The sequence below is a fragment of the Burkholderia sp. Bp9143 genome (genome assembly GCF_003853645.1).
GTDB lineage: Bacteria > Pseudomonadota > Gammaproteobacteria > Burkholderiales > Burkholderiaceae > Burkholderia.
Map to the genome: position 1 here is coordinate 40,124 of NZ_QTPO01000036.1, position 18,325 is coordinate 58,448.

Annotated in this window: 23 protein-coding genes; 1 reads left to right on the forward strand and 22 read right to left on the reverse strand. The window is 65.8% G+C overall.

Annotated elements, in window-relative coordinates:
• Positions 1 to 13: 13 nt before the first annotated feature.
• From DIE23_RS25290 to DIE23_RS25300, 3 genes are all read right to left on the reverse strand, one after another.
• A complete protein-coding gene (locus tag DIE23_RS25290) occupies positions 14 to 1,396 on the reverse strand; it encodes a cytochrome bc complex cytochrome b subunit (protein ID WP_124614612.1) in 1,383 nt (460 codons plus the stop codon).
• The gene (gene petA / locus DIE23_RS25295) at positions 1,393 to 2,013 is read right to left on the reverse strand and encodes a ubiquinol-cytochrome c reductase iron-sulfur subunit (protein ID WP_124614659.1); all 621 of its coding nucleotides are present in this window, start codon (positions 2,011 to 2,013) and stop codon (positions 1,393 to 1,395) included. Before petA ends, DIE23_RS25290 begins: the two co-directional genes overlap by 4 nt.
• A gap of 218 nt (positions 2,014 to 2,231) precedes the next feature.
• The gene (locus DIE23_RS25300) at positions 2,232 to 2,978 is read right to left on the reverse strand and encodes a Nif3-like dinuclear metal center hexameric protein (RefSeq protein WP_124614613.1); all 747 of its coding nucleotides are present in this window, start codon (positions 2,976 to 2,978) and stop codon (positions 2,232 to 2,234) included.
• Between the two features lie 21 nt (positions 2,979 to 2,999).
• On the opposite strand from DIE23_RS25300, the gene DIE23_RS25305 reads away from it, so the two are divergent.
• Complete coding sequence (locus DIE23_RS25305) at positions 3,000 to 4,205, forward strand: Do family serine endopeptidase (RefSeq protein ID WP_124614614.1); 1,206 nt, start codon at positions 3,000 to 3,002, stop codon at positions 4,203 to 4,205.
• A 229-nt stretch (positions 4,206 to 4,434) separates the two neighbouring features.
• Here the strand turns inward: DIE23_RS25305 and tatC are convergent, their stop codons facing one another.
• The 19 genes from tatC to DIE23_RS25400 form a co-directional block, all read right to left on the reverse strand.
• Positions 4,435 to 5,220 carry a twin-arginine translocase subunit TatC gene (gene tatC, locus DIE23_RS25310; RefSeq protein ID WP_124614615.1) on the reverse strand — a complete coding sequence of 262 codons (786 nt, stop codon included), beginning with the start codon at positions 5,218 to 5,220 and terminating at the stop codon, positions 4,435 to 4,437.
• A 41-nt stretch (positions 5,221 to 5,261) separates the two neighbouring features.
• The gene (gene tatB, locus DIE23_RS25315; RefSeq protein WP_124614616.1) at positions 5,262 to 5,792 is read right to left on the reverse strand and encodes a Sec-independent protein translocase protein TatB; all 531 of its coding nucleotides are present in this window, start codon (positions 5,790 to 5,792) and stop codon (positions 5,262 to 5,264) included.
• 26 nt (positions 5,793 to 5,818) lie between these two features.
• Positions 5,819 to 6,049, reverse strand: coding sequence for a Sec-independent protein translocase subunit TatA (tatA, locus tag DIE23_RS25320; RefSeq protein ID WP_034183658.1), 231 nt, complete (start codon positions 6,047 to 6,049; stop codon positions 5,819 to 5,821).
• 93 nt (positions 6,050 to 6,142) lie between these two features.
• Positions 6,143 to 6,508, reverse strand: coding sequence for a histidine triad nucleotide-binding protein (locus DIE23_RS25325; protein WP_124614617.1), 366 nt, complete (start codon positions 6,506 to 6,508; stop codon positions 6,143 to 6,145).
• Positions 6,509 to 6,537: 29 nt separating this feature from the next.
• The gene (locus DIE23_RS25330; RefSeq protein ID WP_124614618.1) at positions 6,538 to 6,930 is read right to left on the reverse strand and encodes a hypothetical protein; all 393 of its coding nucleotides are present in this window, start codon (positions 6,928 to 6,930) and stop codon (positions 6,538 to 6,540) included.
• A gap of 71 nt (positions 6,931 to 7,001) precedes the next feature.
• A complete protein-coding gene (locus DIE23_RS25335; protein ID WP_044845953.1) occupies positions 7,002 to 7,367 on the reverse strand; it encodes a phosphoribosyl-ATP diphosphatase in 366 nt (121 codons plus the stop codon).
• Positions 7,364 to 7,780, reverse strand: coding sequence for a phosphoribosyl-AMP cyclohydrolase (hisI, locus tag DIE23_RS25340; RefSeq protein WP_044845954.1), 417 nt, complete (start codon positions 7,778 to 7,780; stop codon positions 7,364 to 7,366). Before hisI ends, DIE23_RS25335 begins: the two co-directional genes overlap by 4 nt.
• Positions 7,780 to 8,553 carry an imidazole glycerol phosphate synthase subunit HisF gene (hisF, locus tag DIE23_RS25345; protein ID WP_124614619.1) on the reverse strand — a complete coding sequence of 258 codons (774 nt, stop codon included), beginning with the start codon at positions 8,551 to 8,553 and terminating at the stop codon, positions 7,780 to 7,782. The genes hisI and hisF overlap by 1 nt, the downstream gene beginning before the upstream one ends.
• Positions 8,554 to 8,659: 106 nt before the next feature.
• Complete coding sequence (gene hisA / locus DIE23_RS25350) at positions 8,660 to 9,415, reverse strand: 1-(5-phosphoribosyl)-5-[(5-phosphoribosylamino)methylideneamino]imidazole-4-carboxamide isomerase (protein ID WP_122944235.1); 756 nt, start codon at positions 9,413 to 9,415, stop codon at positions 8,660 to 8,662.
• 163 nt (positions 9,416 to 9,578) lie between these two features.
• Positions 9,579 to 10,220: an imidazole glycerol phosphate synthase subunit HisH gene (gene hisH, locus DIE23_RS25355; protein WP_124614620.1), complete on the reverse strand. Its 642-nt coding sequence runs from the start codon at positions 10,218 to 10,220 to the stop codon at positions 9,579 to 9,581.
• Complete coding sequence (locus DIE23_RS25360; RefSeq protein WP_124614621.1) at positions 10,217 to 10,837, reverse strand: YchE family NAAT transporter; 621 nt, start codon at positions 10,835 to 10,837, stop codon at positions 10,217 to 10,219. The genes hisH and DIE23_RS25360 overlap by 4 nt, the downstream gene beginning before the upstream one ends.
• Positions 10,838 to 10,899: 62 nt before the next feature.
• Positions 10,900 to 11,487, reverse strand: a complete 588-nt coding sequence (gene hisB, locus DIE23_RS25365) for an imidazoleglycerol-phosphate dehydratase HisB (protein WP_006751804.1) — start codon at positions 11,485 to 11,487, stop codon at positions 10,900 to 10,902.
• A gap of 65 nt (positions 11,488 to 11,552) precedes the next feature.
• Positions 11,553 to 12,626: a histidinol-phosphate transaminase gene (gene hisC / locus DIE23_RS25370; RefSeq protein ID WP_124614622.1), complete on the reverse strand. Its 1,074-nt coding sequence runs from the start codon at positions 12,624 to 12,626 to the stop codon at positions 11,553 to 11,555.
• Between the two features lie 119 nt (positions 12,627 to 12,745).
• Positions 12,746 to 14,062 (reverse strand): histidinol dehydrogenase, encoded by a 1,317-nt coding sequence (gene hisD, locus DIE23_RS25375; RefSeq protein ID WP_124614623.1) that lies wholly within the window; start codon positions 14,060 to 14,062, stop codon positions 12,746 to 12,748.
• A gap of 24 nt (positions 14,063 to 14,086) precedes the next feature.
• On the reverse strand, positions 14,087 to 14,740 hold the full coding sequence (hisG, locus tag DIE23_RS25380) for an ATP phosphoribosyltransferase (RefSeq protein ID WP_124614624.1): 654 nt from the start codon (positions 14,738 to 14,740) through the stop codon (positions 14,087 to 14,089).
• Positions 14,737 to 16,086: a UDP-N-acetylglucosamine 1-carboxyvinyltransferase gene (gene murA / locus DIE23_RS25385; protein WP_124614625.1), complete on the reverse strand. Its 1,350-nt coding sequence runs from the start codon at positions 16,084 to 16,086 to the stop codon at positions 14,737 to 14,739. Before murA ends, hisG begins: the two co-directional genes overlap by 4 nt.
• A gap of 13 nt (positions 16,087 to 16,099) precedes the next feature.
• A complete protein-coding gene (locus DIE23_RS25390; protein WP_006477131.1) occupies positions 16,100 to 16,339 on the reverse strand; it encodes a BolA family protein in 240 nt (79 codons plus the stop codon).
• Between the two features lie 50 nt (positions 16,340 to 16,389).
• Complete coding sequence (locus DIE23_RS25395) at positions 16,390 to 17,244, reverse strand: ABC transporter permease (protein ID WP_260436155.1); 855 nt, start codon at positions 17,242 to 17,244, stop codon at positions 16,390 to 16,392.
• Positions 17,241 to 18,167 carry an ABC transporter ATP-binding protein gene (locus DIE23_RS25400; protein WP_124614626.1) on the reverse strand — a complete coding sequence of 309 codons (927 nt, stop codon included), beginning with the start codon at positions 18,165 to 18,167 and terminating at the stop codon, positions 17,241 to 17,243. The genes DIE23_RS25395 and DIE23_RS25400 overlap by 4 nt, the downstream gene beginning before the upstream one ends.
• Between the last annotated feature and the right edge of the window lie 158 nt (positions 18,168 to 18,325).

Sequence of the window (18,325 nt, forward strand, 5' to 3'; positions counted from 1 at the left end):
CTCCTCGCTCACGTTAATGGGGCTTGAAGCGCACCCGTTCCGGCGGTTGCTTGAACGTGCCAAGCGGCGTCCAGAAGGGCATGCCGAGGAAGAACGCGAAGTAGATCAGCGCGCAGCCCTGCGCAATCAGCGTCGCGACCGGCGATGGCGGCCGTGTGCCGAGGAACGCGAGGATCAGGAACGCCGCGACGAAGATCCCAAGGAACACCTTGTGGAACAGCGGCCGGTAGCGGATCGACTTCACCGGGCTGCGGTCGAGCCATGGGAGGAAGAACAGCGTGATCACCGCCGAGCCCATCACGACGACGCCCCAGAACTTCGATTCCGTCACGAACATGAACACGACGATCGCCGCGGCCAGCACCGGCAGGCCGAGCTTCCACTTGCCGCGCGCGCGGATCAGCGCGAGTACGCCGAGCAGCGCGATCACGATCATCAGCACGATCTTGAACGGGTCAGTGGTCGCGCGCAGCATCGCGTAGAACGCGGTGAAGTACCAGACCGGCGCGATCTCCGGCGGCGTCTGCAGCGGGTTCGCCGGGACGAAGTTGTTCGACTCGAGGAAGTAACCACCCATCTCCGGCGTGAAAAACACGATCAGCGCGAACACCATCAGGAACACGCAGACGCCGAAGAAATCGTGCACCGAGTAGTACGGATGGAACGGGATGCCGTCGAGCGGAATGCCGTTCGCGTCCTTCTTCGCCTTGATCTCGATGCCGTCCGGGTTATTCGACCCCACTTCGTGCAGCGCGACGATGTGCGCGATCACGAGGCCGATCAGCACGAGCGGAATCGCGATCACGTGGAACGCGAAGAAGCGGTTCAGCGTGACGTCGGACACGACATAGTCGCCACGGATCCACAACGACAGGTCCGGGCCGACGAACGGGATCGCCGAGAACAGGTTCACGATCACCTGCGCACCCCAGAACGACATCTGGCCCCACGGCAGCAGGTAGCCGAAGAACGCTTCGGCCATCAGGCACAGGAAGATCGCACAACCGAAAATCCACACGAGCTCGCGCGGCTTGCGATACGACCCGTACATCAGCCCGCGGAACATGTGCAGGTACACGACGACGAAGAACATCGATGCACCGGTCGAGTGCATGTAGCGGATCAGCCAGCCCCACGGCACCTCGCGCATGATGTACTCGACCGACGCGAACGCGAGCACCGAGTCGGGCTTGTAGTTCATCGTCAGGAAGATGCCCGTGACGATCTGGTTGACGAGCACCAGCAGCGCAAGGGAGCCGAAGAAGTACCAGAAGTTGAAGTTCTTCGGCGCGTAGTACTCGGAAAGGTGATTCTTCCAGGTGGACGTGAGCGGGAAGCGCTGGTCGATCCAGCCGGTGAGACCTGTCGTGGAGACTTCCTTGTTATCGGCCATCACGCTTCTCCTTTCTCGTCCTTGCCGATCACGAGGGTCGTCGCCGACGTGAACATGTAGGGCGGGATGTCGAGATTCTGAGGCGCCGGCTTGTTCTTGAACACGCGGCCGGCGAGGTCGTAGGTCGAACCGTGGCACGGGCACAGGAAGCCGCCCGGCCAGTCGTCCGGCAGGTTCGGCTGCGGACCCGGCGTGAAGCGTTGGCTAGGCGTGCAGCCGAGGTGCGTACACACGGCCATCACGACGAGAATGTTCTTGCGATCAGCCCGCGCGCGATATTCGTTCGCGCAATACGCGGGCAACGGCATCGAATACGGGGATTTCGAGGTCGGATCGGCCACTTCCTTGTCGGCCTTGACCACATCGGCCAGCATCGAATCGGTGCGATTCAGGATCCAGACCGGCTTGCCGCGCCACGGCACGGTGACCATCTCGCCGGGCTTCAGGCCGCTGATGTCGATCTCGACCGGGGCCCCGGCCGCTTTCGCTTTCGCGGACGGCGCAAGCGACGCCGCGAAAGGTATGACGGTGGCTACGCCTCCCACGCCACCTGCTACGGATGTCGCAATCAGCCAGGTACGGCGGCCGCTGTCGACGCGTTTCTCTTCCTTGTCTCGCATCACACGCCCCACTTCTGAGTTGGATTTTCCGTCACGACTTTTCATTCCGCCGCTAGTTTGCGCGAATGGAGTCGCCATTTACAAGGCCCGGAGATGAAAATCCCTTCGAAGTAGTTGATAGTTAAGGGTTTTCCCCCACTATCGGAGTGATTAAATCATTTCACTTTTAAGCACCCGCTACATTGTGAAATTTCGATGCGCCGCCGCAAATCCTTCGTTCAGACCGGATTATGAATGTCGATAAAAAGGTGTTCGATATCGAATTCTTCGGACAAGTGGGTGCCAAGCGCCTGGATTCCGTAGCGTTCGGTCGCATGGTGCCCTGCCGCAACGAACGCGACGCCGCTCTCGGCCGATGCGTGCGTGACGGATTCCGACACCTCGCCGGTGAGGAACACGTCGGCTCCCGCGTCGATCGCCGCGTCGAAATAGCTTTGCGCGGCGCCCGTGCACCACGCGATGCGGCGCAACTGCATGTCCGGATCGCCGAGCACGAGCGGCGTGCGGCCAAGCGTGCGCTCGACCTTCGCGACGAAGTGCTCGAGCGAGACGGGCATCGGCAGCGTGGCCATCCAGCCGAGGTCGCCGTCGCCGAAACGCTGCTCGCCGAGCAGCCCGAGCTTCTCGCCGAGCTGCGCGTTGTTGCCGAACTCGGGGTGCGCGTCAAGCGGCAGGTGGAACGCGAACAGGTTCAGGTCGTTCGCGAGCAGCAGCTTCAGGCGCCGGTACTTGCGGCCCGTGATCTGCGGCGCCTCGTTGCGCCAGAAGTAGCCGTGATGGACGAGCACCGCATCCGCCCCCCATTCGAGCGCGGCTTCGAGGAACGCGACCGACGCCGTTACGCCGGTGGCGATCTTCTCGATCTTGCGGCGCCCCTCGACCTGGAGGCCGTTCGGGCAATAGTCCTTGAAGCGCGCGATTTCAAGGGTATTGTTCAAGTACAATTCGAGTTCGATCCGATCCATATAAACCTCTAATCTATTCAGATGCTTAGACGCTTCTGGCTGTTCTTCGCGCAGGCGGTGACCGTGCTGCTCGCGCTGATGTTCATCGTCGTGACGCTCAAGCCGCAATGGCTGCAACGGCAAGGACAGCTCGGCAAGCAGCTCGCCACGCCGATCGTCGCGCTGCGGGAAGTCGCGCCGGGCATTGGCGGGGCACCCGCGACCACGTCGTACGCTGAGGCCGCGCAAAAGGCGATGCCCGCCGTCGTCAACGTCTTCTCCAGCAAGGACGGCTCGCTGCCGCCCGATCCGCGCGCGAAAGATCCGCTGTTCCGCTACTTCTTCGGCGACCGCAACGCCCGCAAGCAGCAGGACGAACCGGCCGCCAACCTTGGCTCGGGCGTTATCGTGAGCCCTGAAGGTTACATTCTAACGAACCAGCACGTCGTGGACGGCGCCGACCAGATCGAAGTCGCGCTCGCCGACGGCCGCACGGCCACCGCGAAGGTGATCGGCAGCGATCCGGAAACCGACCTCGCCGTGCTGAAGATCAACATGACGAACCTGCCGACGATCACGCTCGGCCGTTCGGACCAGTCGCGGGTCGGCGACGTCGTGCTCGCGATCGGCAACCCGTTCGGCGTCGGCCAGACAGTCACGATGGGGATCATCAGCGCGCTCGGCCGCAATCACCTCGGCATCAACACGTTCGAGAACTTCATCCAGACCGACGCGCCGATCAACCCCGGCAACTCTGGCGGCGCGCTGGTTGACGTGAACGGCAACCTGCTCGGCATCAACACGGCCATCTACTCGCGCTCGGGCGGCTCGCTCGGGATCGGCTTCGCGATTCCCGTGTCGACCGCGCGCACCGTGCTCGAAAGCATCATCACGACGGGCTCGGTCACGCGCGGCTGGATCGGCGTCGAGCCGCAGGACGTCACACCGGAAATCGCCGAATCGTTCGGGCTCCAGCAGAAGTCGGGCGCGATCGTCGCGGGCGTGCTGCAGGGCGGCCCGGCCGACAAGGCCGGCATCAAGCCGGGTGACATCCTCGTGAGCGTGAACGGCGACGAAATCACCGACACGACAAAGCTGCTGAACACCGTCGCGCAGATCAAGCCGGGCACGCCGACCAAGGTGCACGTCGTGCGCAAGGGCAAGGAGTTCGACGTGAACGTCGTGATCGGCAAACGCCCGCCGCCGCCGAAGCAGACGCTCGACGAACAGGACAGCGACTCCGGATAACGCCGGGCGTGTGGCCGGTGCGTCGGCGCCGCCCGCCAGGGCCATAGCCGGAAATGAACAGGGCAGCCGATCAGGCTGCCCTATTGCTTTGTATCAGGGATCACGGTTCACGGTGAAGCCGCGTTGGCCGTCACCGTCTGCACCTTCCCGTCGCCGGCCCCGCGTCAACGTTGCGCGGAGGCCGCATCCACCGCGACCCTCATGCCGGCTACGGTCCGCAGCGCGTTCGTCAACTCGCGGCGCCGTTGTTCTCCGCCTCGGGTTCTTCCGTCGGCTTCGGCACGAAGAATCGCGCGGCCAGCAGCCCGATCTCGAACAGCACGACGAGCGGCAGCGCCAGCATCAGCTGCGAGAACACGTCCGGCGGCGTGACGACCGCCGCGACGACGAACGCGCCGACGATCACGTACGGCCGCATCTCCTTCAGCTTCTTCAGCGTCAGCACGCCCATCCGGACGAGCAGCACGACGATGATCGGCACCTCGAACGTAACCCCGAATGCGATGAACATCCCGAGCACGAAGCTCAGGTAATTGTCGATGTCGGTCGACATCTCCGCGCCGAGCGGCGCGTTGTAGTGCGCCATCACGCGGAAGATCGTCGGGAACACGAGGAAGTACGCGAACGCCATCCCGCACAGGAACAGGAAGTAGCTGCTGCCGACGAGCGGTGCAACGAGCCGCTTCTCGTGCTGGTACAGCCCCGGCGCGACGAACGCCCAGATCTGGTACAGCACGATCGGCAACGCGATCACGAGCGCGACGAGCATCGTGACCTTCATCGGCACGAAGAACGAGCCGGTGACATCGGTCACGATCATCCTGCCGCCCTTCGGCAGGTTTTCCATCAGCGGCCGCGCGAGCAGCCGGAAGATGTCGGGCGCCCAGTACACGAGCCCGAGGAACACGACGATCACGGCCAGCCCCGCGCGAATGATGCGATCGCGAAGCTCGACGAGATGGGAAATGAAGGTTTCTTCCGGGGCGTCGCCCGGATTCTGCTGGGGGTCGCTCACACCGGCCCTCGGTAGGATTGACGAGCGAGCATGCGCTCGGCTCAGAAGAAGCGCGTCGGCCGGCGCAGGCTGGCCGGCTGGTGGCGCGCGACACGCGCGGCACCCGACTGCACGTGCGTGCGGCGGGTGGTCGCGCGCTTGTACCAGACAGGCGTCGCCGCCTGCTTCACACGCCAGTTGCGACGCTTCGACGCGAGCGCGGCCGTGCTGCCGCGCCACGACGGCGCCGCGGGCGTGTCGGAGCCGTACGTGCCGGCATCGACCGAGCCTTCGTTAGGACCGCCGACCGCGGAGTTCCACGTGTCGTTCAGTTCCTTCTCGTGCTCGCGCAGGTTGTCGTGAATCGTCGTCTCGACATTGCGCGCGGCCGTCTCGAAATCGGTCTTCATCGTCCGCAACGCGTCGAGTTCGATTTCGCGCGAGACCTCGGCCTTCACGTCGTTGATGTACCGCTGCGCGCGGCCGAACAATGCGCCTGCCGTACGCGCGACGCGCGGCAGGCGCTCGGGGCCGAGCACCACGAGCGCGACGACGCCGATCAGCGCCATCTTCGAAAGACCGAGATCCAGCATCGCGAATGCCTGTCAGCGTGCCGGCGTTACGCCTTGTTCGAGTCGGAACGCGTCGTTTCCTTCGCGTTGACGTCGACCGAGCCCGAGCGCGGCAGTTGCTGCGCGTCCGCCGGCGTCTCGCCTTCCTTCATGCCGTCCTTGAAACCCTTCACGGCGCTGCCGAGGTCGTTGCCGATGTTACGCAGCTTCTTCGTACCGAAAACCAGCGCGACGATCAGCAGCACGATCAGCCAGTGCCAAATGCTCAATCCACCCATGATGAAACCTCTCCTCAACCACGCCGCTTCGCGGCGCAAATCGCCGGCGGCACGCCGGCTTCGACTATCGATGCGGGGAAACGCCCCGCGACGTCAACCCATCCGCAGCCACGGGCGCGGGCCGGCGAGAATATGCGCGTGCAGGTGGTAGACCTCCTGCCCGCCGCCGGGGCCCGTGTTGATCACCGTGCGAAAGCCGGTTTCACCGCCCGTGTACGCGACGCCGAGCTGATCGGCCAGACGGGCGACCAGCAGCATCAGGCGGCCGAGCATCGGCGCATCGGCGTCGCTTGCCGCCGACAGCGTCGGCAGGTGCCGGCGCGGAATCACGAGCACGTGCGTCTCGGCCGCGGGGCGGATGTCGCGGAACGCGACGAATTCGTCGTCCTCGTGCACCTTCGTGCTCGGGATCTCGCCCGCCGCGATCTTGCAGAACAGGCAATTCGGATCGTGACTCATGTTGCTCCTGCGAAACGCCCGCGCACCGGTCAGAACCAGGCCTGGGGATCGAGCGTCTTGTTATCGTTCAGGTACAGCCAACCCTTGATGATACGGTACAGCGTCCAGATCCATGTGACAAACATGACGACGAATCCCACCACCACGAACATCAGCGCGAAGCCGATCACGTAGGCGATCAGCGCGCGCCAGAACGTGCGGATCTGCCATTCGAAATGGTCGGCGTACGGCGTGCCGGCCACGTCGCCGCGCTTCACGTAGTTGATGATGATCGCGATGATGCCGGTGACGCCGCCCGTCAGCCAATGAATCGCATAGAGGCCATACAGCACGTGCGTCAGCGTGCGCAAACCGTTCAGTCGCTCGGCGTCCGCTGCGCCCGGCACCGACGGTGTCGGAAACTGGCTCGGCGTCTCGGTCATGATGCTACCCCCGTTAGATGACAATTCTTACAGCTTACCGCACTGTCGCCGGCGCGGCAGGCCGTCGGCCGTCACCCGCCATTTTCCTCGCGCTCGCGGCGTTTGCGCAGCGCCTTTTCCTCGATGCCCGACAGCCCTTCGCGGCGCTCGAGCTCGGCGATCACGTCGGCCGGGCTCAGGTCGAAATGCGACAGCATCACGAGGCAGTGGAACCACAGATCGGCCACCTCGCCGACCAGCGCCGTCGGCGCGCCGCCCTGGCGCACGTCCTTCGCGGCCAGCACGACTTCGGTCGCCTCCTCGCCGATCTTCTTCAGCACCGCGTCGTCGCCCTTGTGGAACAGGCGCGATACGTACGATTGCTCGGGGTCGCCGCCCTTGCGGCTATCGATCACGGCCGCGAGGCGCAGCAGCGTGTCTTCGGTCGATTGCGTCATTTGTAAATGTGTTCGGGGTCTTTCAGCACCGGATCGACCGCGACCCAGTCGCCGCTGTCCACAGTACCTTCGAATTTCTGGAAGAAGCACGAATGCCGGCCGGTGTGGCATGCGATGCCCGACACCTGCTCGACCTTCAGCAGTACGACGTCCTCGTCGCAATCGAGCCGCACCTCGTGCACGTGCTGCACGTGGCCCGACTCCTCGCCCTTGAACCACAGGCGCTTGCGCGAGCGCGAATAGTAGACCGCGCGCTGCGTCTCGATCGTCTTCGCCAGCGCCTCGCGGTTCATCCACGCGAACATCAGCACGTCGTTCGTCGACGCTTCCTGCGCGATCACCGGCACGAGGCCGTTGTCGTCCCAGCGGACCTTGTCGAGCCACGCGGGCAGGGATTTCGTTTCCGTATTCATCACAGCCTCACCGCGATGCCCTGGTCGGCCATGAAGCGCTTCGCCTCGCCGACCGTGTGCTCGCCGTAGTGGAAGATGCTGGCGGCCAGCACCGCGTCGGCGTGGCCGTCCTTGATGCCGTCCGCGAGATCCTGCAGGCAACCGACGCCGCCCGACGCGATCACCGGCACCGGCACCGCGTCCGACACGCTGCGCGTGAGCGCGAGGTCGAAGCCCGACTTCGTGCCGTCGCGGTCCATGCTCGTGAGCAGGATTTCGCCCGCGCCGAGCTCTGCCATCTTGCGCGCCCATTCGATCGCGTCGAGGCCCGTGCCCTTGCGGCCGCCGTGCGTGAAAACTTCCCAGCGCGGCGTCTCGCCGTCGGCCGACACGCGCTTCGCGTCGATCGCGACGACGATGCACTGCGAGCCGTACTTGTCGGCCGCGTCGCGCACGAGCTGCGGGTTCGCGACCGCCGACGAATTCATGCTGACCTTGTCCGCGCCGGCGTTCAACAGGCGCCGGACGTCCTCGACGGCGCGCACGCCGCCGCCGACGGTCAGCGGAATGAAGACCTGCGACGCGACGGCTTCGATGATCGGCAGGATCAGGTCGCGCTGGTCGGAGGTCGCGGTGATGTCGAGGAACGTCAGTTCGTCGGCGCCCTGGTCGTCGTAACGGCGGGCGATTTCGACGGGATTGCCGGCATCGCGCAGTTCGACGAAGTTGACGCCCTTGACGACACGCCCGGCGGTCACGTCCAGGCAGGGGATGATGCGTTTAGCTAGAGCCATGATGTTGCGCCAAATGCCGCGATGGGACGGCCGGTTACGGGCGCCTCGCGCGAGGCGCCCGGTCGGGGCCGCCTGCTGGCGGCCCCGGCGAACGGAACGACGACGCTCAGGCGTTGTCGAGTTCGCCGTTCAGTTCGTCCGCGCGCTTCTGCGCGGCCGCGAAATCGAGATCGCCGGAGTAGATCGCACGGCCGCAGATCACGCCTTCGACGCCGTGCTCTTCCACTTCGCACAGGTTCTCGATGTCCGTGAGGTTCGACAGGCCGCCGCTGGCGATCACCGGAATGCCGACCGCCTGCGCGAGCTTCACGGTCGCCTCGATGTTGATGCCCTGCAGCATCCCGTCGCGGCCGATGTCCGTGTAGACGATCGACTCGACGCCGTAGTCCTCGAACTTCTTCGCGAGATCGATCACCTCGTGGCCCGTCAGCTTGCTCCAGCCGTCGGTCGCGACCTTGCCGTCCTTCGCGTCCAGCCCGACGATGATGCTGCCCGCGAACGCGGTGCACGCGTCCTGCAGGAAACCCGGGTCCTTCACGGCCGCGGTGCCGATGATCACGTAGGACAGGCCGGCGTCGAGATACTTCTCGATCGTCTCGAGGCTGCGGATGCCGCCGCCGAGCTGCACGGGGATTTCGTCGCCGACTTCGTCGAGGATCGCTTCGATCGCCTCGAGATTCTTCGGCTTGCCGGCGAATGCGCCGTTCAGGTCGACCAGATGCAGCCGCCGGGCGCCGAGATCGACCCATTTGCGGGCCATCGCCGCCGGGTCCTCGGAGAAAATCGTGGCCTGGTCCATATCGCCCTGTTTGAGGCGCACACACTGACCGTCTTTGAGATCGATGGCCGGAATCAGCAACATAGCAATCGGGTGTCGTCGTGGAAAATGAAAAGAATCCGGCGCGTACCGGCCAAACCGGTGCCGCGCCGTCTCGCTAGTTTAGTACAACTCTTTCGGCGCATAAGCGCGCAAGCCCCGCGCGACAGGCCTTTCCGGCCCGCCGACTGTGGCACGCACGCGACGTTCACGGCTTCCAGTGTACGAAGTTGCGGTACAGACGCAACCCGACTTCCGCGCTTTTCTCGGGGTGGAATTGGGTCGCGAAGAGATTGTCCCGCGCGACCGCGGACGTAAACGGCGCGCCGTATGCCGTTTCGCCGACCGTGTGTGCCGGGTTGTCCGGCGTCACGTAATAGCTGTGTACGAAATAGAAGTATGCATCGTCGGGCACGCCGTCCCACAGCGGGTGCGGCTGCGACTGGCGCACGCGGTTCCAGCCCATCTGCGGCACCTTGAAGCGCGAGCCGTCGTCCTGCAGCTGGCCGTCGAGCTCGAAGCGCACGACCTTGCCGGGCAGCAGGCCCAGGCCCTTCGTGTCGCCTTCCGCGCTCCAGTCGAACAGCATCTGCTCGCCGACGCACACGCCGAGCAGCGGCTTCGTGCGCGACGCCTCGATCACCGCTTCCTGCAGCCCCGACTCACCGAGGCAGCGCATGCAGTCGGGCATCGCGCCCTGGCCGGGCAGCACGACGCGGTCGGCCGCGCGAATCGCGGCCGGCGTGTCGACGATCGCCACGTCGGCGGCCGGTTCGGCCTTCTTGAGCGCCTGCGCGACCGAGCGCAGGTTGCCCATCCCATAATCCACAATCGCAATCGAAGTTTTCATCTCAGTGCAGGCAGTAGCGCCCTCAGTCCATTGACGATGAATTCCACCGCCAGCGCCGACAGCATCAAACCCATCAGCCGCGTGGCGATGTTGATGCCGGTGCGGCCGATCCAGTTCGCGATCGGCTCGGCGAGCCGCATCGCGAGAAAACACAGAAGCGCCAGAACCGCGCCGATCGCGACCAGCCCGGCCCGCTCATACCAGTGATGCGAGTTCGCCGCATAGATGATCACCGTGCTGATCGAGCCGGGGCCCGTGAGCAGCGGAATCGCCAGCGGCACGACCGCGATGTTGTCCTTCAGCTCGGCCTCGTGGCGCTCCTCCGGCGTCGATCGCGTGTTGCCGATCTGCGCGTTCAGCATGTTGATCGCCATCAGTAACATGATGATCCCGCCGCCCACTTCAAGGGAGCCGACCGAAATGCCGAAGAAGTTGATGATCTGCTGCCCGAGCAGCGTCGTCACCGTGATCACGCAGAACACCGACACCGACGCGATCCGGATCGTACGGCGCCGCTCGTCGTCCGTCTGCTGTGCCGTCAGGCTCAGGAAGAACGGCACGGCGCCGACCGGGTTGATCAGCGCCAGCAGCGAAATGAACGATTTGAGCAGATCCATCGCAAGCCGGCGCGCCGCGCCGAAGCCGTGAGGTTGTCCTTGGCGTCCTGTCCGTTCGAAAGTTAGAGGCTGCCCTTCGTCGACGGAATCTGCCCCGCCGCGCGCTCGTCGAGCTCCACCGCCGCACGCAGCGCCCGGCCGAAGGCCTTGAACACCGTTTCGAGCTGGTGGTGCGCATTGATCCCGCGCAGGTTGTCGATGTGCAGCGTGACGCCCGCGTGGTTCACGAACCCGCGGAAGAATTCGATCGACAGGTCGACGTCGAACGTTCCGATCCGCGCGCGCGTGAACGGCACGTGGAATTCGAGACCCGGCCGGCCCGAGAAGTCGATCACGACGCGCGACAGCGCCTCGTCGAGCGGTACGTACGAATGGCCGTAGCGGCGGATGCCCTTCTTGTCGCCGATCGCCTTCGCGACGGCCTGACCGAGCGTGATGCCGACGTCCTCGACCGTATGGTGGTCGTCGATATGCGTATCGCCATGCGCTTCGACCTCGAGATCGATCAGGCCATGTCGCGCGATCTGGTCGAGCATATGGTCGAGAAACGGCACGCCGGTGGCCAGCTTCTGCCGGCCGGTACCGTCGAGATCGAGCTTCACACGGATCTGCGTTTCGCTGGTATTGCGAACGACTTCCGCCACACGCATGGCAATTCCTTGAATGAGTCTGATGTAAATGGGGATTGATCGTCGCGCGCCGCCGCGCCCTGGGCTCAACCGGGCAGCGCGATTTTCAAAGCAGCCAGCAGGCGCGCGTTTTCGTCGGGAGAACCGACGGTCAGCCGCACGCATTCGGCCAGCAACGGATGCATTTTACTCACGTTTTTGACCAGCACCCGCTCGGTGAGCAACGCATCGAACACGGCCGCCGCGTCCGGCACGCGCACCAGCAGGAAATTGCCGGCGCTCGGGAACACCGTCGCGCCCGGCAGCGCGGCCACGGCCTGCGCGAGACGCGTGCGTTCCGCACGCAGTTCGGCCGCCTGCGCGTCGAGCACATCGAGGTGATCGAGCAGGAAATCGGCGGTCGCCTGTGTCAGCACGTTGATGTTGTAAGGCGGGCGCACCTTGTCGAACTCGGTCAGCCACGTCGGCAGCCCGGCGAGATAGCCGAGACGGATCCCCGCGAGGCCGAGCTTCGACACCGTGCGCATCACGACGACGTTGTCGAACTCGGCGGCGCGCGGCAGCCACGAGCGCTCCGCGAACGGCTGGTACGCCTCGTCGATCACGATCAGGCTGTGGCGCGCGGCAGCGATGATCCGCTCGACGTCGGCTTCGTCGTACAGCGTGCCGGTCGGGTTGTTCGGGTACGCGAGATAGACGATCGCGGGCCGGTGCTCGGCGATCGCCGCGATCATCGCGTCGGCGTCGAGCGTCAGGTCGGCCCTGAGCGGCACGCCGACGAATTCGAGCTGCGCGAACTTCGCGGACAGTTCGTACATCACGAAGCCCGGCACCGGCGCGAGCACCTTCGCGCCCGGCTTTGCGCATGCCACCGACATCATGCTGATGATTTCGTCCGAGCCGTTGCCGAGCAGCACGTCGCACGCCGCCGGCACACCCATCGCGTGGCGCAGCTTGTCGAGCAGCGCGCCCGGGCGCGGCGCCGGATAGCGGTTCAGCGCGACCTGCGCGAGGCGCTCGCCGAGCGCCGCCGCGAGCGGCGCGGGCAGCGAATACGGGTTCTCCATCGCGTCGAGCTTCACGAACCCGCTCGCGTCGGGCACCGGGTAGCTCGTCATCGCGAGCACGTCGCGGCGGATGATGTCTTGTGGCGTCGTCATGGTCTCAAGCCGGCGTGCATCGCGCCGGCGTCAAATGGTCGGCAAGGCGGCGGCTGCCGCCCTGCTCCGGTCTCCTGGCGACCGAAGCCGATGCGTCGGCATCGGCTCCGGCGCGCGCGTCACCCCTTCATCCGGAGTTCGGCGCTGCGCGCGTGCGCCTGCAGCCCTTCGCCGTATGCCAGCTCGGAGGCGATCTCGCCCAGCGTCTGCGCGCCTTCGGCGCTGACCTCGATCAGGCTCGAACGCTTGATGAAGTCGTACACGCCGAGCGGTGACGAGAAGCGCGCGGTGCGCGACGTCGGCAGCACGTGGTTCGGGCCCGCGCAGTAGTCGCCGAGGCTTTCGCTCGTGTAGCGGCCGAGGAAGATCGCGCCGGCGTGGCGGATCTGCTGGCCCCATTGCTGCGGCTCCAGCGCGGAAATCTCGAGGTGCTCCGGCGCGATGTCGTTTGCGATCCGGCACGCTTCGGCCATGTCGCGCACCTTGATCAGCGCGCCGCGGCCTTCGAGCGACGCGCGGATCACGTCCCGGCGCGGCATCGTCGGCAGCAGCTCGTCGATCGCCTTCTCGACGCGCTCGAGAAACGCGGCGTCCGGGCACAGCAGGATCGACTGCGCGAGTTCGTCGTGTTCGGCCTGCGAGAACAGGTCCATCGCGACCCAGCTCGGATCGGTCGTGCCATCGCACAGCACGAGGATTTCCGACGGGCCGGCGATCATGTCGATGCCGACCGTGCCGAACACGCGGCGCTTCGCCGAGGCGACGTACGCATTGCCCGGCCCGCAGATCTTGTCGACCGCCGGCACCGTGGCCGTGCCGTACGCGAGCGCGCCGACCGCCTGCGCGCCGCCGATCGTGAACACGCGATCGACGCCGCCGAGCAGCGCCGCGGCGAGCACGAGGTCGTTCTTCACGCCGTCCGGGGTCGGCACGACCATCACGATCTCGCCGACGCCCGCGACGCGCGCGGGAATCGCGTTCATCAGCACCGACGACGGATAGGCGGCCTTGCCACCCGGCACGTACAGGCCGACGCGGTCGAGCGGCGTGACCTTCTGGCCGAGCACCGTGCCGTCGCTTTCCGTGTACTGCCAGCTATGGGTGCCGCACTCGATCTTCTGCTTCTCGTGGTACGCCCGCACGCGTGCGGCAGCGGCTTCCAGCGCCGCGCGCGCCTTCGGCGCGAGGCCGTCGAGCGCCGTCTGCAGCGCGTCCTGCGGCAGTTCGAGCGCGGCGACGCTGTTCGCGTCCAGCCGGTCGAAGCGGTTCGTGTACTCGAGCACCGCGGCGTCGCCGCGCGACTTCACGTCGGCGAGAATCTTCGCGACCGACTGCTCGATCGCTTCGTCCTCGCTCGCCTCGAACGCGAGCACCGCACGCAGCGCGACATCGAAGCCGTCGCTCGTCGAATCGAGTTTGCGGATGGTGATGGCCATGGGAGTTCCGTTACGGTGATGCGCTCAATTGCCATTCTGCGACGCGCGTTCGAACGCGTCGAGAATCGGCTTGAGCGCCGCGCGCTTCAACTTCAGCGCAGCCTGGTTCACGACGAGGCGCGACGAGATCGCCATGATCTCCTCGACCTCGACCAGATTGTTCGCCTTCAGCGTGCCGCCCGAGCTGACGAGGTCGACGATCGCGTCGGCCAGCCCGACCAGCGGCGCCAGCTCCATCGAGCCGTACAGCTTGATCAGGTCGACGTGCACGCCTTTCGCGGCGAAGTGTTCGCGTGCCGTTTCGACGTACTTGGTCGCGACCCGCAGGCGCGCGCCCTGGCGCACCGCGTTCGCATAGTCGAAGCCGGCCGGCACGGCCACCGACATCCGGCAGCGCGCAATGTTCAGATCGATCGGCTGGTACAGGCCCGAGCCGCCGTGCTCGACCAGCACGTCCTTGCCGGCCACGCCGAAATCGGCCGCGCCGTATTCGACGTAGGTCGGCACGTCGCTCGCGCGCACGATGATCACGCGCAGGTTCGGATCGGTCGTTGGCAGGATCAGCTTGCGCGACGTATCCGGATCCTCGGCCACCTGCACGCCGGCGGCCGCCAGCAGCGGCAGGGTTTCCTCGAAAATCCGGCCCTTCGACAGGGCGAGGGTCAGCGGCGCGGTCATGCTTGGCTCCCGGAGAGGCGGCGCACGTTCGCGCCGACGGCGGTCAGTTTCGTTTCCATGCGGTCGTAGCCGCGGTCCAGGTGATAGATGCGGTCGACGAGCGTTTCGCCTTCGGCGCGCAGCCCGGCGATCACGAGGCTCGCCGAGGCGCGCAGGTCGGTCGCCATCACGTTCGCGCCGGACAGCTTGTCGACGCCCGTCACGAGCGCCGTGTTGCCGTCGATCGTGATGTTCGCGCCGAGCCGGTTCAGCTCCTGCACGTGCATGAAGCGGTTCTCGAAAATGGTCTCGACGACCTGCGCGGTGCCCGTCGCGACCGAATTGAGGGCCATGAACTGCGCCTGCATGTCGGTCGGGAACGCCGGGTATTCCGATGTGCGGATCGTCACCGCCGACGGGCGGCGGTCCATCTTCACGCGCAGCCAGCTGTCGCCTTCCTCGATCGACACGCCGGCCTCGCGCAGCTTGTCGATCACCGCGTCGAGGATGTGCGGGCGCACGCCCGTCAGCATCACGTCGCCGCCCGCCGCCGCAACCGCGCACAGGAACGTGCCGGCCTCGATACGGTCGGGAATCACCGAATGGCGTGCGCCATGCAGCCGCTCGACGCCCTGGATCACGAGGCGGTCGGTGCCGATCCCGTCGATCTTCGCGCCCATCGCGACCAGCAAGTGTGCGAGATCGCTCACTTCCGGCTCGCGCGCCGCATTCTCGATCACCGTCTCGCCGTCGGCAAGCGTCGCGGCCATCAGCAGGTTTTCCGTCCCCGTCACCGTGATCATGTCGGTCACGATGCGCGCGCCCTTCAGGCGCTTCGCGCGTGCCTCGATGAAGCCGTGCTCGATGCTGATCTCGGCGCCCATCGCCTGCAGGCCCTTGATGTGCTGGTCGACCGGCCGCGCGCCGATCGCGCAGCCGCCCGGCAGCGACACCTTCGCCTCGCCGAAGCGCGCGAGCAGCGGCCCGAGCACGAGGATCGACGCGCGCATCGTCTTGACGAGCTCGTACGGCGCGACGAGGTTGTCGACACGCGATGCGTCGAGCTGCACGCGGCAACCGTCCGCTTCGCTCTTCACGCCCATCTGGTTCAGTACCTTCAGCGTGGTGCGCACGTCCTTCAGGTTCGGCACGTTGTCGAGCTCGACCGGCTCGGCGCTGAGCAGCCCCGCGCACAGGATCGGCAGCGCGGCGTTCTTCGCGCCCGACACGACGATCTCGCCCGACAACCGGCGACCGCCTTCGATCACCAGCTTGTCCATCCCATGTCCCTGCGATTCCCCGTTGGCGGCCGGGTGTGCCGTGGCGACGCTCTCGACGGCGTCGCGCTCGTTGACGGTGACTTGCACTCAGTGGTTCCGGTTATGCGTTCTGCCATTCGGCGGGCGTCAGCGTCTTCATGCTGAGCGCGTGGATTTCCTGCTTCATGCGATCGCCGAGCGCCGCATAGACGAGCTGGTGCCGCTGGATCGGCCGCTTGCCTTCGAAGGCCGCCGACACGATCGTCGCGAAGAAATGCTGGCCGTCGCCTTCGACTTCCAGATGAGTGCAGGCGAGACCGCCGGCGATGTATTGCTTGACCTGTTCGGGAGTCGGCAACATGAGGGGCTCCTGTCGGCGCGCGCCGCCCGTGGCGGCCGCCGCCGTCGATATCAATGACGCAGTTTGTAGCCGGTCGCGAGCAGCCGCATCGCGAACATCGCGAGCAGCACGAAGAAACCGGTGACGATCGCGAGGCTCGCGAGCGGGTTGATGTCGGACGCGCCGAAGAACCCGTAACGGAAGCCGTCGATCATGTAGAAAAACGGGTTGAGACGCGAGATCTCGCGCCACACGGGCGGCAGCGAGTGCGTCGAATAGAACACGCCGGACAGGAACGTCAGCGGCATGATCAGGAAGTTCTGGAACGCGGCGAGCTGGTCGAACTTCTCGGCCCAGATCCCGGCGATCAGCCCGAGCGTGCCGAGGATCGCCGAGCCGAGCAGCGCGAACGCGATGATGAACAACGGCGCCGCGAAATGCATCGGGATAAACCAGATCGTCACGACGAACACGCCGGTGCCGACCGCGAGCCCGCGCACGACGGACGCGAGCACGTACGCGCCGAAGATGTCCTTGTAGGACAGCGGCGGCAGCAGCATGAACACGAGGTTGCCGGTGATCTTCGACTGGATCAGCGACGACGAACTGTTCGCGAACGCGTTCTGCAGCACGCTCATCATCACCAGGCCCGGGACCAGGAAGCTCACGTACTCGACGCCCGGATACACCTCGACGCGGCCCGAGAGCGCGTGGCCGAAGATCGTCAGATACAGCAGCGCCGTCACGATCGGCGCGCACACCGTCTGGAACGACACCTTCCAGAAGCGCAGGAGTTCCTTGTAGAACAGCGTTTGAAAACCGCTTCCCGCTACTCGCCCGACAGCGCCGGGTTCAGGAGTTTGGCGGGAACGGGGGGGCTGCGCCCCCCCGAGCGAACGCAGTTCGCGTGGGGGTTGTTTATTCATGCCAGCCCCTCGACGACTTCTGCCCCGTTCATCACCTGGACGAACACATCCTCGAGATCCGCCTTGCGGACCTCGATCTCGTCGAACGTGCAGCCCGCCGCGCGGCATTGCGCGAGGATGCGCTCGACGTCGTCGTAGTTCGACAGGCGCAGCAGGTGCTCGCCCGGCGCGCGTGCGGCCGGATCTGTCTCCAGCCCGCGCAATTCGGCTGGCAGCGCGCCCGTTGCGAACCGCAGGTACAGCTGCAGCCCCGCGAAGCGGCGCAGCAGCGCGTCGGTGCGATCAAGCGCGACGACCTCACCGCGACGGAGCATCGCGATGCGGTCGCACAGCGACTCGGCTTCCTCGAGGTAATGGGTGGTCAGGACGATCGTGTGGCCCTCGCGGTTCAGCCGCGAGATGAATTTCCACAGCGTCTGGCGCAGTTCGACGTCGACGCCGGCGGTCGGCTCGTCGAGCACGATCACGGGCGGCCGGTGCACGAGCGCCTGCGCGACCAGCACGCGGCGCTTCATCCCGCCCGACAGCGCGCGCATGTTCGCGTCGGCCTTCTCGGTGAGGTCGAGATTGGCCATCACTTCGTCGATCCAGTCGTCGTTGCGGCGCAGCCCGAAATAGCCGGACTGGATCCGCAGCGTTTCGCGGACGGTGAAGAACGGGTCGAACACGAGTTCCTGCGGCACGACGCCGAGCGCGCGGCGCGCACCCCGGAAGTCCTTGACGACGTCGTGGCCGCGCACCGAGATACTGCCTTCATCGGCCCGGGTGAGCCCGGCGAGGATACTGATGAGCGTGGTCTTGCCTGCGCCGTTCGGGCCGAGCAGACCGAAAAACTCGCCTTCCTCGACCGACAGGCTGACGCCCTTGAGCGCCTGAAGCGATTTGTAGCGCTTCTTGACGTGACGGATTTCTATGGCTGACATGACTGTGCGCGGCGCAAGGGCCGCGACGCCTATTCTGTGCTTGCTGCGAAAGAAAATGGGGGCCGGACGCCGATTGGCTGCCCCGCAAAACGCTTGATTATAGGGCAAACCGGCTGGTGAAGCCGGCGCCGGAGGCGCGCGGCCTGAAGCGTGCGCGC

What these genes read in the sequence shown, in the direction of transcription:
- DIE23_RS25335 (WP_044845953.1), bottom strand. Translation starts at nt 7,367, where the DNA reads ATGACGCAATCGACCGAAGACACGCTGCTGCGCCTCGCGGCCGTGATC.
- hisH (WP_124614620.1), bottom strand. Translation starts at nt 10,220, where the DNA reads ATGAAAACTTCGATTGCGATTGTGGATTATGGGATGGGCAACCTGCGC.
- hisA (WP_122944235.1), bottom strand. Translation starts at nt 9,415, where the DNA reads ATGTTGCTGATTCCGGCCATCGATCTCAAAGACGGTCAGTGTGTGCGC.
- hisC (WP_124614622.1), bottom strand. Translation starts at nt 12,626, where the DNA reads ATGACGACGCCACAAGACATCATCCGCCGCGACGTGCTCGCGATGACG.
- DIE23_RS25390 (WP_006477131.1), bottom strand. Translation starts at nt 16,339, where the DNA reads ATGTTGCCGACTCCCGAACAGGTCAAGCAATACATCGCCGGCGGTCTC.
- DIE23_RS25330 (WP_124614618.1), bottom strand. Translation starts at nt 6,930, where the DNA reads ATGACCGAGACGCCGAGCCAGTTTCCGACACCGTCGGTGCCGGGCGCA.
- DIE23_RS25325 (WP_124614617.1), bottom strand. Translation starts at nt 6,508, where the DNA reads ATGAGTCACGATCCGAATTGCCTGTTCTGCAAGATCGCGGCGGGCGAG.
- tatB (WP_124614616.1), bottom strand. Translation starts at nt 5,792, where the DNA reads ATGCTGGATCTCGGTCTTTCGAAGATGGCGCTGATCGGCGTCGTCGCG.
- DIE23_RS25395 (WP_260436155.1), bottom strand. Translation starts at nt 17,244, where the DNA reads ATGAATAAACAACCCCCACGCGAACTGCGTTCGCTCGGGGGGGCGCAG.
- DIE23_RS25300 (WP_124614613.1), bottom strand. Translation starts at nt 2,978, where the DNA reads ATGGATCGGATCGAACTCGAATTGTACTTGAACAATACCCTTGAAATC.
- DIE23_RS25360 (WP_124614621.1), bottom strand. Translation starts at nt 10,837, where the DNA reads ATGGATCTGCTCAAATCGTTCATTTCGCTGCTGGCGCTGATCAACCCG.
- hisF (WP_124614619.1), bottom strand. Translation starts at nt 8,553, where the DNA reads ATGGCTCTAGCTAAACGCATCATCCCCTGCCTGGACGTGACCGCCGGG.
- DIE23_RS25305 (WP_124614614.1), top strand. Translation starts at nt 3,000, where the DNA reads ATGCTTAGACGCTTCTGGCTGTTCTTCGCGCAGGCGGTGACCGTGCTG.
- DIE23_RS25400 (WP_124614626.1), bottom strand. Translation starts at nt 18,167, where the DNA reads ATGTCAGCCATAGAAATCCGTCACGTCAAGAAGCGCTACAAATCGCTT.
- tatA (WP_034183658.1), bottom strand. Translation starts at nt 6,049, where the DNA reads ATGGGTGGATTGAGCATTTGGCACTGGCTGATCGTGCTGCTGATCGTC.
- petA (WP_124614659.1), bottom strand. Translation starts at nt 2,013, where the DNA reads ATGCGAGACAAGGAAGAGAAACGCGTCGACAGCGGCCGCCGTACCTGG.
- hisD (WP_124614623.1), bottom strand. Translation starts at nt 14,062, where the DNA reads ATGGCCATCACCATCCGCAAACTCGATTCGACGAGCGACGGCTTCGAT.
- hisG (WP_124614624.1), bottom strand. Translation starts at nt 14,740, where the DNA reads ATGACCGCGCCGCTGACCCTCGCCCTGTCGAAGGGCCGGATTTTCGAG.
- hisB (WP_006751804.1), bottom strand. Translation starts at nt 11,487, where the DNA reads ATGCGTGTGGCGGAAGTCGTTCGCAATACCAGCGAAACGCAGATCCGT.
- hisI (WP_044845954.1), bottom strand. Translation starts at nt 7,780, where the DNA reads ATGAATACGGAAACGAAATCCCTGCCCGCGTGGCTCGACAAGGTCCGC.